We start from the raw sequence: 13,373 nt of genomic DNA, 5'->3' as shown, positions 1-13,373 counted from the left end.
TCGGTAGAAAAGAAGCGTTCGACTTGCATGTATTAGGCACGCCGCCAGCGTTCGTCCTGAGCCAGGATCAAACTCTCATAATAAAAGTTGAACACGATCTTGCGATCGTTAAGCTCATTTGTTTGCTAGCATATTGCTTCGCTTGTTAAAAATTGTTGTTTGTTTTTACCGTTGTAAAAACAACCTACACATTTGGTTCGTCTTACTTTGTTCAGTTTTCAAAGGTCTACGTTGTTACCTCGCAGCAACTTTTATATTATATCAAATCTTCGATTTGATGTCAACACTTTTTTTAAAAAGTTTCAAAGTTTTTTTCTGCTTAGCGTTGTCGTTTGTTTCAGCGACAACTTCATTAGTTTACCAGATTGATTGTTATTTGTCAACAATTTTCTTCCTGATTTTTCAATGTTTTTGCCGTTTATTCATGCAACAACTTTGTTATTCTATCATGAATGTCTTTCTTTCGTCAAGAATAAAAATAATCTTTTTTTCTCAACTCTTTTTTGTAAAAAACATCAATCAGAACATTTATAAATATAACAATACTTATCGTAAAATGCAACTAGAAAATGGCGATTTTCTCTTCTTTTTTTTCTTAACGAACAAATTTCAACATCTTTAAAACAGTATTCGTATTTCCTGTCACATTCACTTTGATCTCACTTCGATTATTCGTTTAATTTTGAAAAAAAAGAGTAAATGATTTTCTCATCTACTCTTCTACTTCTCTTTTTTCTACAATGGGAATATGGATTCTAAAAATCGTCCCTTGATGAATGACACTTTCTGCATCTATTCTTCCTTTGTAGTTTTCTACTAATTGTTTAGCAATCGACAATCCTAATCCATTTCCACCTTTGTTTCTAGCTCTTGCTTTATCTACTCTATAAAAACGATTAAATATTTTATCTAGCTCATCTTCAGAAATTCCTTCTCCAAAATCTTGAATCGCTATTTCAAATTCATTGAATGTTCTAGAAATAGAAATATGCACTTCTTTACGTGTCGTAGAATATTTTACGGCATTGTCCAAGATAATGATCAGTAATTGTTCAAAATGATTGCGGTACATCCCCAATGTCACTTCTTGCAGCAAATCATCATCTAATGTAATCACAAAATCTGGATATAGGATTTTAAAATTGTTAAACACCTGATATACGACTTGTTTAGCATTTGTTGTATGATTTGGGTATTGAATATCCACTTGCTCGGCACGGGACAAATCAAGCATTTCTTGTACAAGACTTTTCATTCGAGTGATTTCTTGTAGACTTGCCTCTAAGGATTCATCTAATACATCTGGGTCTTCCTTCCCCCAGCGATTCAATAAATTCAAATGCCCTTCAATGATTGCTACAGGAGTCCGTAGTTCATGAGAGACGTCTTCTACAAATTGTTCTTGCTGTTCAATATAGCGGCGCATTCTATCAAGCATTTCGTTAAAAATTTCAGCAAGATCTGCTAATTCATCATTTGAATGAATATCAGGCATATGAACATTTGACTGCGGATTTTTACGAATCGTATCCATTGTATCTCTCAATACCTTCAATGGTTTTAAAAAGTAGGAAGATAAAATAAATCCTAATACACTACTCAAAATCAATGAAATGACTTCTAAAACAATCAGAGTCAATAGTAAATGATTTTTGATTGCATAAAAAGAAGATAGTTCATAAAAAGCTTGTATATACCCAATTTTTTCCCTTGTAATTTTTGAATAGACCGGCTGAATGATTAAGTACCCTGTTTTATCGTTTAAGGTTTTGATTTCAGCTTTTTGTTTGCCTTTTTTTACTAGTTGATAGTTTGATTTCTGTGTTTCAAAGATAAGCGTCCCTTCTAAGTCATGTACGGATAAAAACAAAGAGGGCTGTCCCAATTCTGAAAGCATACTATCCATCTCCATCAAGGAGCCTTCAACCGCTATTCTTTTGTTGTTCAGGTCATTTGTGTCGATGCTTGGTGTCTTTAGCTTTTCATATACTTCTGATACTGTTAGATCATCTTCAGCATTTGCTAGACGATTAGCCACCTCAGCTACTGTTCTTTCAGCATTTTCACGCTCTTTTTGCACAATCAGATTCACAGACGTTTTATATGTAATCACGGCAAAGATTGTAAAAACAACGAATATGAAGAAAGAACTTGCAAAGGCCCACTTAATTGTTAAAGAAGGCCCCTTCAGTTCTTTTCTTTCTGTTTTTCTCTTTTTTAAATTTTTCACGACCGCATCACGTATCCAGTTCCACGCACAGTTTGAATATAGCTTTCTTCGCCTGGAACATCAATTTTATTACGCAAGTAACGAATATATACATCGACTACGTTTGTTTCAACTTCTGTTTCATAGCCCCACACTTTATTTAATAGTACATCACGTGCTAAGACAACATTGACGTTTTCCATCAAAGTCAATAATAATTCATACTCACGTTTTGTTAACTCAATCATTTCAGAGTTACGACGTACAACCCGGTTTTCTTTTTCGATTGTTAGATCACGATAAGTGATTGTCGTTTGTTTCGCTACATTTTTGTCTCCTTCAATATCGATACGACGAAGTAAAGCGCGTAAACGTGCCAACAATTCTTCAATAGCAAAAGGTTTTACTATATAATCATCTGCTCCATGATCTAAACCTGATACTCGATCAATCACTGAATCTCGTGCAGTCATCATGATGATTGGTGTATTTTTCACTTGACGAATGCGGCGGCAAACTTCCAGTCCATTAAGTTCTGGTAACATCAAATCTAACAGGATCGCATCCCAGTCATTATTTAGTGCTGCTTCTAAGCCTGTACGTCCGTTATAATGAACTTCTGTTGTGTAGCCCTCGTGTTTTAATTCAAGCTCTACAAAACGTGCTAAGTTTTTTTCATCTTCAATAATAAGAATATTACTCATTGGTTATTTTTCCTCTCTCTTTAAAAGCTATCTCAAAGCCTATTTATTATACCCACTTTTATCATAAAAAGCTAGCAACAACCTATTTTTCACTTCGCAACAGAGAGAAAACCATGAGAAATTTATTGATCCCATGGTTTTCGAACGTATTATTCTTCGTTATACCAGCTATAGTGGTATGTGCCTTCTTTATCAACACGTTGATACGTATGAGCCCCAAAATAATCTCTTTGTGCTTGAATAATATTTGCAGGCAAGCGTTCTGAGCGATAAGAGTCATAGTATGCAATCGCTGAAGCAAATGTTGGAACTGGTACTCCAGCTTGAACAGCAATCGAAACAACATCACGAACAGATTGCTGATATTTTTTCGTAATATCGATAAAGTAGTCATCTAATAGTAAGTTCTCAATCGTTGGGTTTTTATCATAAGCATCTGTGATTTTTTGTAAAAATTGAGCACGGATGATACAACCTGCACGCCAGATTTTTGCAATGTCACCAAACGGCAAGTCCCAATTATAATCTTCAGAAGCCACTCGTAATTGAGCAAAACCTTGAGCATAGCTCATAATTTTACTGAAGTATAACGCTTCGCGGATTTTTTCGATCAATTCTTTTTTATCTCCTGAATAAGCTGGTTTTTCAGGTTTTGCTAATACTTTGCTAGCTTTCACACGTTCCTCTTTATAAGCAGAGATAAAACGAGCGAAAACAGATTCAGTGATCAATGGCAGAGGAACACCCAAATCTAATGCACTTTGGCTAGTCCATTTACCAGTCCCTTTGTTGCCAGCTGCATCTAAAATGACATCAACGATTGGCTGCCCCGTTCCTTCGTCATCTTTGCGTGTTAGGATATCTGCTGTAATCTCAACTAGGTAGCTATCAAGCTCACCTTGGTTCCAGTCTTTAAAAATCTCAGCCATTTCTTCTACAGAAACGTCAAGAATATTCTTCATTAAATCATAGGATTCAGCAATCAACTGCATGTCCCCGTATTCGATACCATTATGAACCATCTTCACATAGTGACCTGCACCATTTGGACCAATATAGGTCACACATGGTTCTCCGTCTTCCGCTTTAGCAGAAATTTTTTCTAAGATTGGAGCAACTAGTTCATATGCTTCTTTTTGTCCGCCTGGCATGATTGACGGTCCTTTTAATGCTCCTTCTTCTCCACCGGAAACACCTGTTCCAATGAAATTGATGCCAGAGTTAGCTAACTCTTCATTTCTACGAATCGTATCTTTAAAGAAGGTATTCCCACCGTCGATCAAAATATCGCCTTTGTCTAAGTGAGGCAATAATTCTTGAATCGTTGCATCCGTTGCAAAACCAGCTTGGACCATTAACATGATACGACGTGGTTTTTCAATAGAGTCTACAAACTCTTCAATAGTATAGGTTGCTTTAAAGTTCTTGTCAGGGTGTTCTTCAACAACATCCGTTGTTTTTGATCCTGTACGATTAAATAATGCAACTGAATAGCCTCTGCTTTCAATATTCAATGCTAGGTTTTTGCCCATCACGGCCATTCCGACTACGCCAAACTGTTGTTTTGTCATTTTGTATCCTCCCACTGTCTTTGAAAAAAAATTCATTAGAATTTTCTTATAATCTCCATTATTATAACGTAGAATGTTTGATATGAAAACAAAAATAGTTCAAATAACTACATCTTTTATCGTTTTCAAGGAAAACAAGACCTCTATATAAGTTAGTTGCAATTTTTCGGTTCAAAATAAATCCCCTAGGCTCCATGGTTAGCCTAGGGGATTCGTAACATTTTTCAAAAAAATGTTTTATGCTTCTTTAGAGACTACGTCTTTTCCATCGTAATGACCACATGCTGGACATACGTGATGGCTTTTTCTCATTTCACCACAGTTTGAACATGCATTCAAACCTTTGATTGTTAATTTGTAGTGAGTACGGCGTTTGCCCTTTTTAGCTTTTGAAGTTCTTCTAGCTGGTACTGCCATTGGTGTTCCACCTCCTTGTAAAGATGTGTGCATCAAGTGCACGATATATTCCAATCTTACTAGTTATCTTCGTTATCTGTTGTTTCATTAAATAGCTCAGATAATTTGGCAAGACGAGGATCCGTTGTTTGTTGTGCTTCTGTTTCCCTTTGCTGTAAGTATGCTTCTTCAGATAAAACTTCCCAGTCATCACCTTTTGGCATATCACTGTTTGTCTTCTCTTCTTCAGTCAACACTTGAATCGGAATCGCCAAAAGAATGTTATCTTCAACAGATTCATCCAAATCAATCGTTGGGTTGTCCAACAAAATGATTTCTTCATCAGCTAGACGGTCATCCTTACTTTGATATTGTTCTTGAGTCATAAAGACTTCATCAACATCAAGGGTCATCGTAAGCGGAACAGGAGTTAAAGAACGTGAAGAAGGTACTGTTACAATAACATCGATTCGATAGTGAATCAAATACTCATCTTTTCCAACCGTTAGCATTCCAGTTGTTTTCACAGGGCTAACATCCAAAATTAAGTTATCTCGATTCATTAGTGACTCTTTTAAATCCAGTGTCTCTGAAAATTCTAATGGGTTGTCTTTGTATTTGTTTAGTTCTAGTAAAGACCATTTCATATTCATCACCTCATAACGCAACAAAAGCAATTATACAGGGGGATGAAAGCTTTGTCAATGAAATTTTCTTGACAGTGTTTTCTTCTTTCACTATTTTTCAAATGAAGCTGTTCGATTCCTTATTATTAATGGTAAAATAAGGCAAAGGAGGAGTTAGTATGAACGCTTTTGATTTTAAAGATGTCTCTTTTATTCGGGATAAAAAGACTTTGTTAAATAACGTAAATTGGACGGTTTCTTCATCTGAAAATTGGGCTATTCTTGGTTTAAACGGGGCAGGTAAAACACTGCTTTTGCAGTTGATCTGCGGATATCTTTGGCCCTCAGCCGGACGTTTAGAAGTTTTGGGCGAGGTATTTGGACACACCTCGATCCCTGAGCTTCAGCGTAGAATCGGCTGGGTCAGCACAGCTTTACAGTACCGTATGAAGAATTGGGAAACGGCCGAACGCATCGTTTTATCAGGAAAGTTTGCTAGTATCGGGATCTATCAAACCTATACCAACGAAGACTTAGAACAAGCTAAAATGATTCTAATCAATGCTGGCGGCGCTTCGCTGATCGGTAAAAAATATGAAGTACTGTCACAAGGAGAACGACAGCTTGTTTTGATTTCCAGAGCTTTGATGGCCAGTCCGGAATTATTGATCTTAGATGAACCGTGTAATGGCTTGGATTTGTTTGCTAGAGAAAAATTACTGACACAAATTCAGCAAATCGCTACTCAAAAAAATCACCCTACCTTACTCTACGTAACTCATCATACTGAGGAAATTCTTCCTTGTTTTGAACACTTGATGCTGTTAAAAGATGGCGAAATTTTTGCTAAAGGTGCGCGCGATACGCTTTTTAATGAAAAAAACTTTACCGCGTTTTATAGTGAACCCATTCAAATCGTTTCATTGCAGGAAGATCGCTTTGCCGTCTACCCCAAATGATCAAACTTACTGGAATTCACGAAAATCGCCAAGTGTTAAAGTGAATTTACGAACGGATGATAATTGGCATCTACCTGTGTGGTATTGTGCAACATCCGTTCATTACATTCGCTATGTTTTCTTATTTCCGCAGGAGTTGCCTTTTATCTCCATTTATTCTGTTTTTACGAGGTTAAAATATAACCCAAAGAATGAGTCCTAACCTTTAGCTTTACTTCGCCTCTACTTTATTGAAGGCAGCAATCGCTTCAATAAACTGCTCACCGTATTTATCCAACTTATTCTGTCCAACTCCTTTTATTTGCAGCAGCTGAATCGAATTTTTAGGCAATTTTTCGCACATTTCTTTTAGCGTGCTATCGGAAAAAATCAAGTAAGGTGGAACCCCTGCTTCTTGGGCTAAATCCATTCGCAGCGCCCGCAAGGTTTCGAAAAGACCGTCATTTACAGCAACTTTACGGACTCGTTGGTCTTCTTTTCTAAAAACCGTTTGCTTTCCTAAAAGTACTTGTACTCCTGTCGAAGAAACAGACAATAATGGATATTGCCCATCAGATGGAGTCAAATAGCGTTCAGCTGTGAGATAATCAATCAGCTGTGTCACCTCTTTTTGTGTCCGATCTTTCATCAAACCATAGGTTGGTAAACGGTCAAAATGCCATTGATCGATTTTTTGATCTTTAGACCCAGTTAAGACTTTTCCGACCAAGCCTTTACCAAATTTTTCCCCCATGCGTTTAACACAAGACAATACCTTTTGAACATCGACAGTGATATCAACTAGTTCTCTTTCGTCCAAACAATTTGAACAACGTGTACAATCTGCCCCTTGTTCACCAAAATACCGCAAAATGAATTTTTGTAGGCACATTTGAGCATTGGCATATTGAGACATTTCTCTTAATTTCATATATTCCTTTTGTTTGTAATCGATCGTCATCTCGGATTGATCAATAAAATATTGCTGGATTTGTAAATCCTGAGGCGCATAGAGTAAAATCGCGTCACTTGGTAATCCATCCCGACCTGCTCGACCCGCTTCTTGATAATAGGATTCGATGTTCCCAGGTATTTGAGCATGGATCACAAAGCGAACATTACTCTTATTGATCCCCATACCAAATGCATTAGTTGCAACCATAACCTGTAATTGATCAAAGAGAAACGCTTCTTGATTTTGATTACGCTCTTGTTCTTTCATACCACCATGATACATTCCCACAGAAATTTTCTTACTCTTAAGCAGATGATAAATGCGCTCCACTTCTTTTCTAGTACTAGCATAAACGATTCCAGACTGATCTTTATTCATCTTTAAATATTCTAGTAAAAATACATCACGGTTTTGATCCTTGACCACTTGAAACGAGAGATTTTCACGCGCAAATCCTGTTTGAACTTGATTTTCTTTTGGAATATGCAGCTGTTGTAAAATATCTTCTGCTACCTGAGGTGTAGCAGTCGCCGTCAAGGCAATTACTGCTGGTTGTTGTTGAAATTGTTTGATAATTTCAGCTAACCGTAGATAACTAGGACGAAAATCATGTCCCCATTGCGAAATACAATGAGCTTCATCTACTGCTAATAAATCGATCGGTACATGTAATAATAATTGTTGAAAATCAAATGATTCTAAACGTTCTGGTGCTACATACAGCAACTTGACTTTACGATCTACAGCAAGCTGCACCCGTTTATTCATTTCTTGCTGAGAAATCGTACTATTAATAAAGGTGGCAGGAATGCCCATCATATTCAGTGCATCAACTTGATCTTTCATCAATGAAATCAAGGGAGAGATAACTAAAGTCAAATTTTCTAAAATCAGCGCTGGCAATTGATAACAGATTGATTTTCCGCCACCTGTAGGCATAATCCCCAAGACATTTTCTTTTTCTAAAACATGATTGATGATCTCTTCTTGACCTTGACGAAATGCATCATAGCCAAATTTTTCTTTTAATAACGCTTTTGTGTCAATCATGAATTCCGCTCCATTCTTTGTGTCTGGTTGTTATTCTAGCATGCACTATATAGTAATTCAACCAACAATCCATTCGTATCGTGAAACATTTTGCTCCGTGTGAAACAAGATGTGTGACAACTATCTAATCAAAATCCCCATTTTAAAGCATTCTATCATTAAGATACGCAAATTTTATTTGTTTTTATTCTTAGTTATCCACAAAAAGAATATATTTTTTACTTTTTTACCAATCAAGTAATTATTTACCCATTCAATTTTTCATATGTAACCAAAAAAACCGCCTTTAAAAATTAGACTGTAATGCTAACTTTTAGAGACGGTCTTTTATTTATATCCGTTTGACTTATGGCAAATCTATTCCGCTACTTTTTTCTTTTTGCTTGCTTTTTCACGTTCGTTTTTATTTAAGATTTGTTTTCTTAAGCGGATGCTTTCAGGTGTTACTTCACAATATTCATCCTCATTCAAGAATTCTAATGATTCTTCTAATGTCAGTTTTTTCGGTTTTTTAATGACAGACGTTTGATCTTTTGTTGCAGAACGGACGTTAGTCATTTGTTTTGCTTTAGTGATGTTTACTGTCAAGTCATTGTCACGGTTGTTTTCACCGATGATCATACCTTCATACACTTCTGTTGTTGGTTCAACAAAGACTGTTCCACGTTCTTCAATACTCATGATACTGTATGTCGTTGCTTTACCAGTGTCAATAGAAACAAGCGCGCCTTGATGACGTCCGCCGATTGTTCCTTGGATCATTGGTAAGTATTGATCGAATGTGTGGTGCATGATGCCATATCCACGTGTCATTGATAAGAACTCAGTTGTATAACCAATCAAACCACGAGCTGGCGCTAGGAAAATCAAACGAATTTGACCATTTCCTGTATGGATCATGTCTTGCATTTCACCTTTACGTAAGCTTAATGATTCAATCACACTACCCATATATTCTTCAGGTGTATCAATTTGAACACGCTCAAATGGTTCACATTTTACGCCTTCAATTTCGCGTTCGATCACTTCTGGACGTGATACTTGTAACTCATATCCTTCACGACGCATATTTTCAATCAAGATTGACAAATGCAGTTCACCACGACCAGAAACCGTCCAAGCATCTGGAGCAATTGGTTCTACACGTAATGATACGTCTGTTTGCAATTCTGCCATTAAACGTTCTTCAATTTTACGAGCTGTGACAAATTTACCTTCACGGCCAGCAAACGGTGAGTTATTTACTAAGAATGTCATTTGTAACGTTGGCTCATCGATATGCAAGATTGGTAAAGCTTCTTGATTTGCCACGTCAGCAACTGTTTCACCAACGAAAATGTCTTCCATACCAGAAACGGCAATCAAATCACCTGCTTTTGCTTCAGTGATTTCAACACGTTGCAAACCAAAGAAACCAAAGATTTTCGTTACACGGAAATTTTTCACACTGCCGTCTAATTTCATTAAGGCAACTTGGTCTCCAACTTTCATTGTTCCACGGAAAACACGTCCGATACCGATACGTCCAACATAGTCATTATAGTCTAATAATGATACTTGGAATTGTAGAGGCTCATCTGAGTTATCGACTGGTGCTGGTACATGTTCAATGATTTGGTCAAAAATCGGTGCCATTGTCGGCTCTTGATCTTCTGGATTATCTGAGTCACTTGATGTTCCATTTAATGCGGATGCATAAACAACAGGGAAATCCAATTGATCATCGTCTGCGCCTAATTCGATAAATAATTCTAAGACTTCATCAACAACGTGCTCAGGACGTGCTGATGGTTTGTCAATTTTATTTACAACAACGATTGGCGTTACTTTTTGTTCCAATGCTTTCTTCAACACAAAACGTGTTTGAGGCATTGTTCCTTCATAGGCATCAACAACTAAAACAACACCGTCGACCATTTTCATGATACGCTCTACTTCACCACCGAAGTCCGCGTGTCCAGGTGTGTCCAAAATATTAATGCGGGTACCGTTGTAATCAACTGCTGTATTTTTCGCTAAAATCGTGATTCCACGTTCGCTTTCAATCGCATTTGAATCCATTGCACGCTCTTGCAGCTGTGTATGTCCATCCAATGTTTGCGATTGTTTCAATAATTCATCAACCAATGTTGTTTTACCATGGTCAACGTGGGCAATAATTGCCACGTTTCTAATATCATCTCTGTATTTCAATGTGATTGCTCCTTATCCTTTTGCCTTACGTCACTTGTTCATTAAATCCGACTGTTTATTATAGCAAATTTTTTTCATGAAATATAGTCCTAAGCTTTCAAAAGTTATGAAAACTTCATGTTTTTCTTACTTTTTTTTGAAAAACACTGCATTTTTACTAAAAAACGTGCATCTGGACCTATTCATTCATCAAAAAACGTGCTTGAATTTCTTGATATGCTTTTGGTGCTGCAGCTAAAAAGTACTCTCTTCCAGAAAAAGCCAGTGCTGTTCCTTTTATATTAGAGTAGGTAAAATCGAATTCCTCTAGTAGCACCAAACCTGCTGCGTAATCCCACGGACTTAGATTGGAAATATATCCAATATGATTGCCTTTTAGCATCTCAATCAATTCAATCCCCGCACAGCCGCTAACTCTTACGCCCATTGAAGCATGTCCAATCTCTCTAGCAGAATGAATATTCTCACCAAACATATAAGCGTTCATACCAAGTAAGCCTTCTGCCAAACCTAAATCTTTTGGCTTCGTCAGCTGTTGATCTCCCAAAAATACGCCTAAGGATTTCCCGCCCCAGTACAATTCATCTTTCATTACATCATAAATGAAGCCAAGCTTTCCAATGCCCTCTTCAAACACCGCGATCATAATACAAAAATTTTCCTGCTCCATGACAAAATTCATCGTACCATCAATTGGATCGATGATCCACACACGACCAGACAGCGAATCTAGACTATCATAGCCTTTTTCTTCAGCCAAAATCTGATCATCAGGATAATTCTCTTTTATTCTTTTAATAAGCAGACTCTGAGTTTCCTCATCAATGTTCGTGACCAAATCTGTTCTGCCTGATTTTTGCGAAACAGATAATTCACTAGATAAACTGCTTCGAATAAAATCTGCCGCTTCTTTCAGCCATCCTTTAATGTCAATAACTAATTTTTCAGTCGTCATTTTTGACCAGCTCCTATTTTTAGTCTACCAGAACCTTGTTTTTTTGCTTCTTGAACGGTTCGATATAATGAGTAACCGGACACTTTTTGAAATTCATTGCCTAAACGCTTTTCTTCTCCGATACTTTTCACTACCGTTTTAAATGCTTGATACTTCGACAAAAACACTGATATCTCAATACTTGTTTCGTTTGCCTGCTCGACGGCCGTCCACATATTTGTGACGACCACCATCTCATCTGTCGTCCAATCTAAATCTAAAGGGTATTGATAATCCTTCATATTCCCACCTCTTCATTCAAGTATAGCATAGCTGATAATAAATCACTTTTGTTGATGTTCTTTCCAACGAGTCCAAAGCGGTAAAAAGAGAACACCTTTTTCGGTTCCCACTCGTTGAGCAGCATAAATTCCGGTATTTCCAGAGCACATATAGCTAACGAGACAAATCATAAAAAAGAAAACTGCCGCTTCGCTACCGAATAGTTCGATCCCCATAATAAAACAGGCAATCGGTGTATTCGTCGCTCCAGAAAAAACACCTATGAAACCTAGCCCAGCTAAAAATGGAACAGACAGATGAAACACTACAGCTAAACTACTACCTAGCGTTGCACCAATTTCAAATAAAGGCGTTACTTCTCCACCTTGATACCCTGCCCCCAATGATAAGACGGTGAAAAATAGTTTACCTATAGAATCAAACCAATAACTGTCACCATTGAAGGCGTCCTTTAACAAGGGTAAACTCAAACCTAGATAACGTTGTGTCTGTAAAATAAACACAGCAATCACCACAACTATACCACCGATAAAGTTACGCAAAACAACGTTCTGCAAATGCGCTGCATAAAATTTTTTGATCCATACGATCGACCGACTAAAGAGCCAGCCGGCAAAACCAAAACAGATACCTGCCGCAAAGACTTTAACAAACAAAGCAACTGTCCAAGCCGGGATTTGCCCCATGTCATAATGTGTATGGGTGACACCAAAGGATTCTGTAACTAAATTTGCAAAAAAGGCCGCAAAAAAACTTGGAAAAATGGCTTCCGATCGTATCCGGCCGATCATTAAAACTTCCAGCCCAAACAGCGTACCCGCAAGTGGTGTTCCGAAAACGGAACTAAAGCCAGCGCTGATTCCGCTGATAATAACGATTTCCCGTTCCAGCTTTTCTAAATGAAACACACGACCTACAGCATTTGCGACTGTACCGCCCATTTGTACTGCTGTTCCTTCACGACCAACTGAACCGCCAAATAAATGGGTTGTCAGCGTACCAAACAACGTTAAGGGTATCAACCGTAGTGGGATATTCTCCTGTTCTCCATTCGCTTGATCAATCACTAGATTGTTTCCTCTGATCGCATTTCCGCCATATCGTTGATATAAAAAAGCAAAAATAGCGCCACTGACCGGCAACAGAAACAGCAGCCAACTATGTTCTAGCCTAATGGTCGTAACGATTTCTAAACTTTTCAAAAAAAATGCAGATAATGCGCCCATAATACTTCCTATCAAAGCGGATATAATTAACCATTTTACCATGTGGATACTCATTTTTATCGGCATTTTTAACTCACTTTTCACAGCCTCAACTCCTCAATCCTATTTAGCTATTCTTTATCATACTACTGCTTAGCTGCATTTGGGTCAATTATAGCAAAAATTTTTTCAAAAAGAGTCGTTTCATTTAGATTTTATGTTCATTTTTTCCTTATTAAACTACTTGCAAAACCAAGAGATTATGCTACTATGAATAAGAAATTTTTAA

The 13,373-nt window shown here is 37.3% G+C and carries 11 protein-coding genes and 1 rRNA gene; 1 reads left to right on the top strand and 11 read right to left on the bottom strand.

Going from position 1 to position 13,373, the window contains the following annotated elements; all coding sequences use genetic code 11:
• From BCR25_RS02995 to BCR25_RS02970, 6 genes are all read right to left on the bottom strand, one after another.
• Window positions 1-83, bottom strand: a 16S ribosomal RNA gene (locus BCR25_RS02995); the annotation flags it as partial.
• A 629-nt stretch (window positions 84-712) separates the two neighbouring features.
• The gene (locus BCR25_RS02990) at window positions 713-2,230 is read right to left on the bottom strand and encodes a HAMP domain-containing sensor histidine kinase (protein ID WP_069662101.1); all 1,518 of its coding nucleotides are present in this window, start codon (window positions 2,228-2,230) and stop codon (window positions 713-715) included.
• Window positions 2,227-2,913, bottom strand: a complete 687-nt coding sequence (locus BCR25_RS02985; protein WP_069662100.1) for a response regulator transcription factor — start codon at window positions 2,911-2,913, stop codon at window positions 2,227-2,229. Before BCR25_RS02985 ends, BCR25_RS02990 begins: the two co-directional genes overlap by 4 nt.
• A gap of 149 nt (window positions 2,914-3,062) precedes the next feature.
• Window positions 3,063-4,484 (bottom strand): NADP-dependent phosphogluconate dehydrogenase, encoded by a 1,422-nt coding sequence (gene gndA / locus BCR25_RS02980; protein WP_069662099.1) that lies wholly within the window; start codon window positions 4,482-4,484, stop codon window positions 3,063-3,065.
• A gap of 237 nt (window positions 4,485-4,721) precedes the next feature.
• Window positions 4,722-4,901: a 50S ribosomal protein L32 gene (rpmF, locus tag BCR25_RS02975; protein WP_069634653.1), complete on the bottom strand. Its 180-nt coding sequence runs from the start codon at window positions 4,899-4,901 to the stop codon at window positions 4,722-4,724.
• 59 nt (window positions 4,902-4,960) lie between these two features.
• Window positions 4,961-5,527, bottom strand: a complete 567-nt coding sequence (locus tag BCR25_RS02970) for a YceD family protein (protein WP_069662098.1) — start codon at window positions 5,525-5,527, stop codon at window positions 4,961-4,963.
• 158 nt (window positions 5,528-5,685) lie between these two features.
• Between BCR25_RS02970 and BCR25_RS02965 the strand changes: the two genes are divergently transcribed.
• A complete protein-coding gene (locus BCR25_RS02965) occupies window positions 5,686-6,465 on the top strand; it encodes an ABC transporter ATP-binding protein (RefSeq protein WP_069662097.1) in 780 nt (259 codons plus the stop codon).
• A 211-nt stretch (window positions 6,466-6,676) separates the two neighbouring features.
• Here BCR25_RS02965 and recQ read toward each other — a convergent pair whose 3' ends face one another.
• The 5 genes from recQ to BCR25_RS02940 all read right to left on the bottom strand — a co-directional run bounded on the left by recQ (window position 6,677) and on the right by BCR25_RS02940 (window position 13,171).
• Window positions 6,677-8,449: a DNA helicase RecQ gene (recQ, locus tag BCR25_RS02960; protein ID WP_069662096.1), complete on the bottom strand. Its 1,773-nt coding sequence runs from the start codon at window positions 8,447-8,449 to the stop codon at window positions 6,677-6,679.
• A gap of 357 nt (window positions 8,450-8,806) precedes the next feature.
• Window positions 8,807-10,642: a translational GTPase TypA gene (gene typA / locus BCR25_RS02955; RefSeq protein ID WP_069662095.1), complete on the bottom strand. Its 1,836-nt coding sequence runs from the start codon at window positions 10,640-10,642 to the stop codon at window positions 8,807-8,809.
• A gap of 178 nt (window positions 10,643-10,820) precedes the next feature.
• A complete protein-coding gene (locus BCR25_RS02950; protein ID WP_069662094.1) occupies window positions 10,821-11,597 on the bottom strand; it encodes an inositol monophosphatase family protein in 777 nt (258 codons plus the stop codon).
• Window positions 11,594-11,878: a UPF0223 family protein gene (locus BCR25_RS02945; protein ID WP_069662093.1), complete on the bottom strand. Its 285-nt coding sequence runs from the start codon at window positions 11,876-11,878 to the stop codon at window positions 11,594-11,596. The genes BCR25_RS02950 and BCR25_RS02945 overlap by 4 nt, the downstream gene beginning before the upstream one ends.
• Window positions 11,879-11,920: 42 nt before the next feature.
• Window positions 11,921-13,171 (bottom strand): voltage-gated chloride channel family protein, encoded by a 1,251-nt coding sequence (locus BCR25_RS02940; protein WP_379975141.1) that lies wholly within the window; start codon window positions 13,169-13,171, stop codon window positions 11,921-11,923.
• Window positions 13,172-13,373 lie beyond the last annotated feature (202 nt).

It is taken from the genome of Enterococcus termitis (assembly GCF_001730305.1).
GTDB classification, from domain to species: Bacteria; Bacillota; Bacilli; order Lactobacillales; family Enterococcaceae; genus Enterococcus_L; species Enterococcus_L termitis.
The sequence above is the reverse complement of the archived record's forward strand: the minus strand, read 5'-3'. Positions and strand labels throughout refer to the sequence as shown.

Bases quoted from the DNA above. Each gene is read 5' to 3' on its own strand.
- BCR25_RS02950 (WP_069662094.1), bottom strand. From the start codon at position 11,597: ATGACGACTGAAAAATTAGTTATTGACATTAAAGGATGGCTGAAAGAA.
- rpmF (WP_069634653.1), bottom strand. From the start codon at position 4,901: ATGGCAGTACCAGCTAGAAGAACTTCAAAAGCTAAAAAGGGCAAACGC.
- BCR25_RS02945 (WP_069662093.1), bottom strand. From the start codon at position 11,878: ATGAAGGATTATCAATACCCTTTAGATTTAGATTGGACGACAGATGAG.
- recQ (WP_069662096.1), bottom strand. From the start codon at position 8,449: ATGATTGACACAAAAGCGTTATTAAAAGAAAAATTTGGCTATGATGCA.
- BCR25_RS02970 (WP_069662098.1), bottom strand. From the start codon at position 5,527: ATGAAATGGTCTTTACTAGAACTAAACAAATACAAAGACAACCCATTA.
- BCR25_RS02985 (WP_069662100.1), bottom strand. From the start codon at position 2,913: ATGAGTAATATTCTTATTATTGAAGATGAAAAAAACTTAGCACGTTTT.
- BCR25_RS02965 (WP_069662097.1), top strand. From the start codon at position 5,686: ATGAACGCTTTTGATTTTAAAGATGTCTCTTTTATTCGGGATAAAAAG.
- gndA (WP_069662099.1), bottom strand. From the start codon at position 4,484: ATGACAAAACAACAGTTTGGCGTAGTCGGAATGGCCGTGATGGGCAAA.
- BCR25_RS02940 (WP_379975141.1), bottom strand. From the start codon at position 13,171: ATGCCGATAAAAATGAGTATCCACATGGTAAAATGGTTAATTATATCC.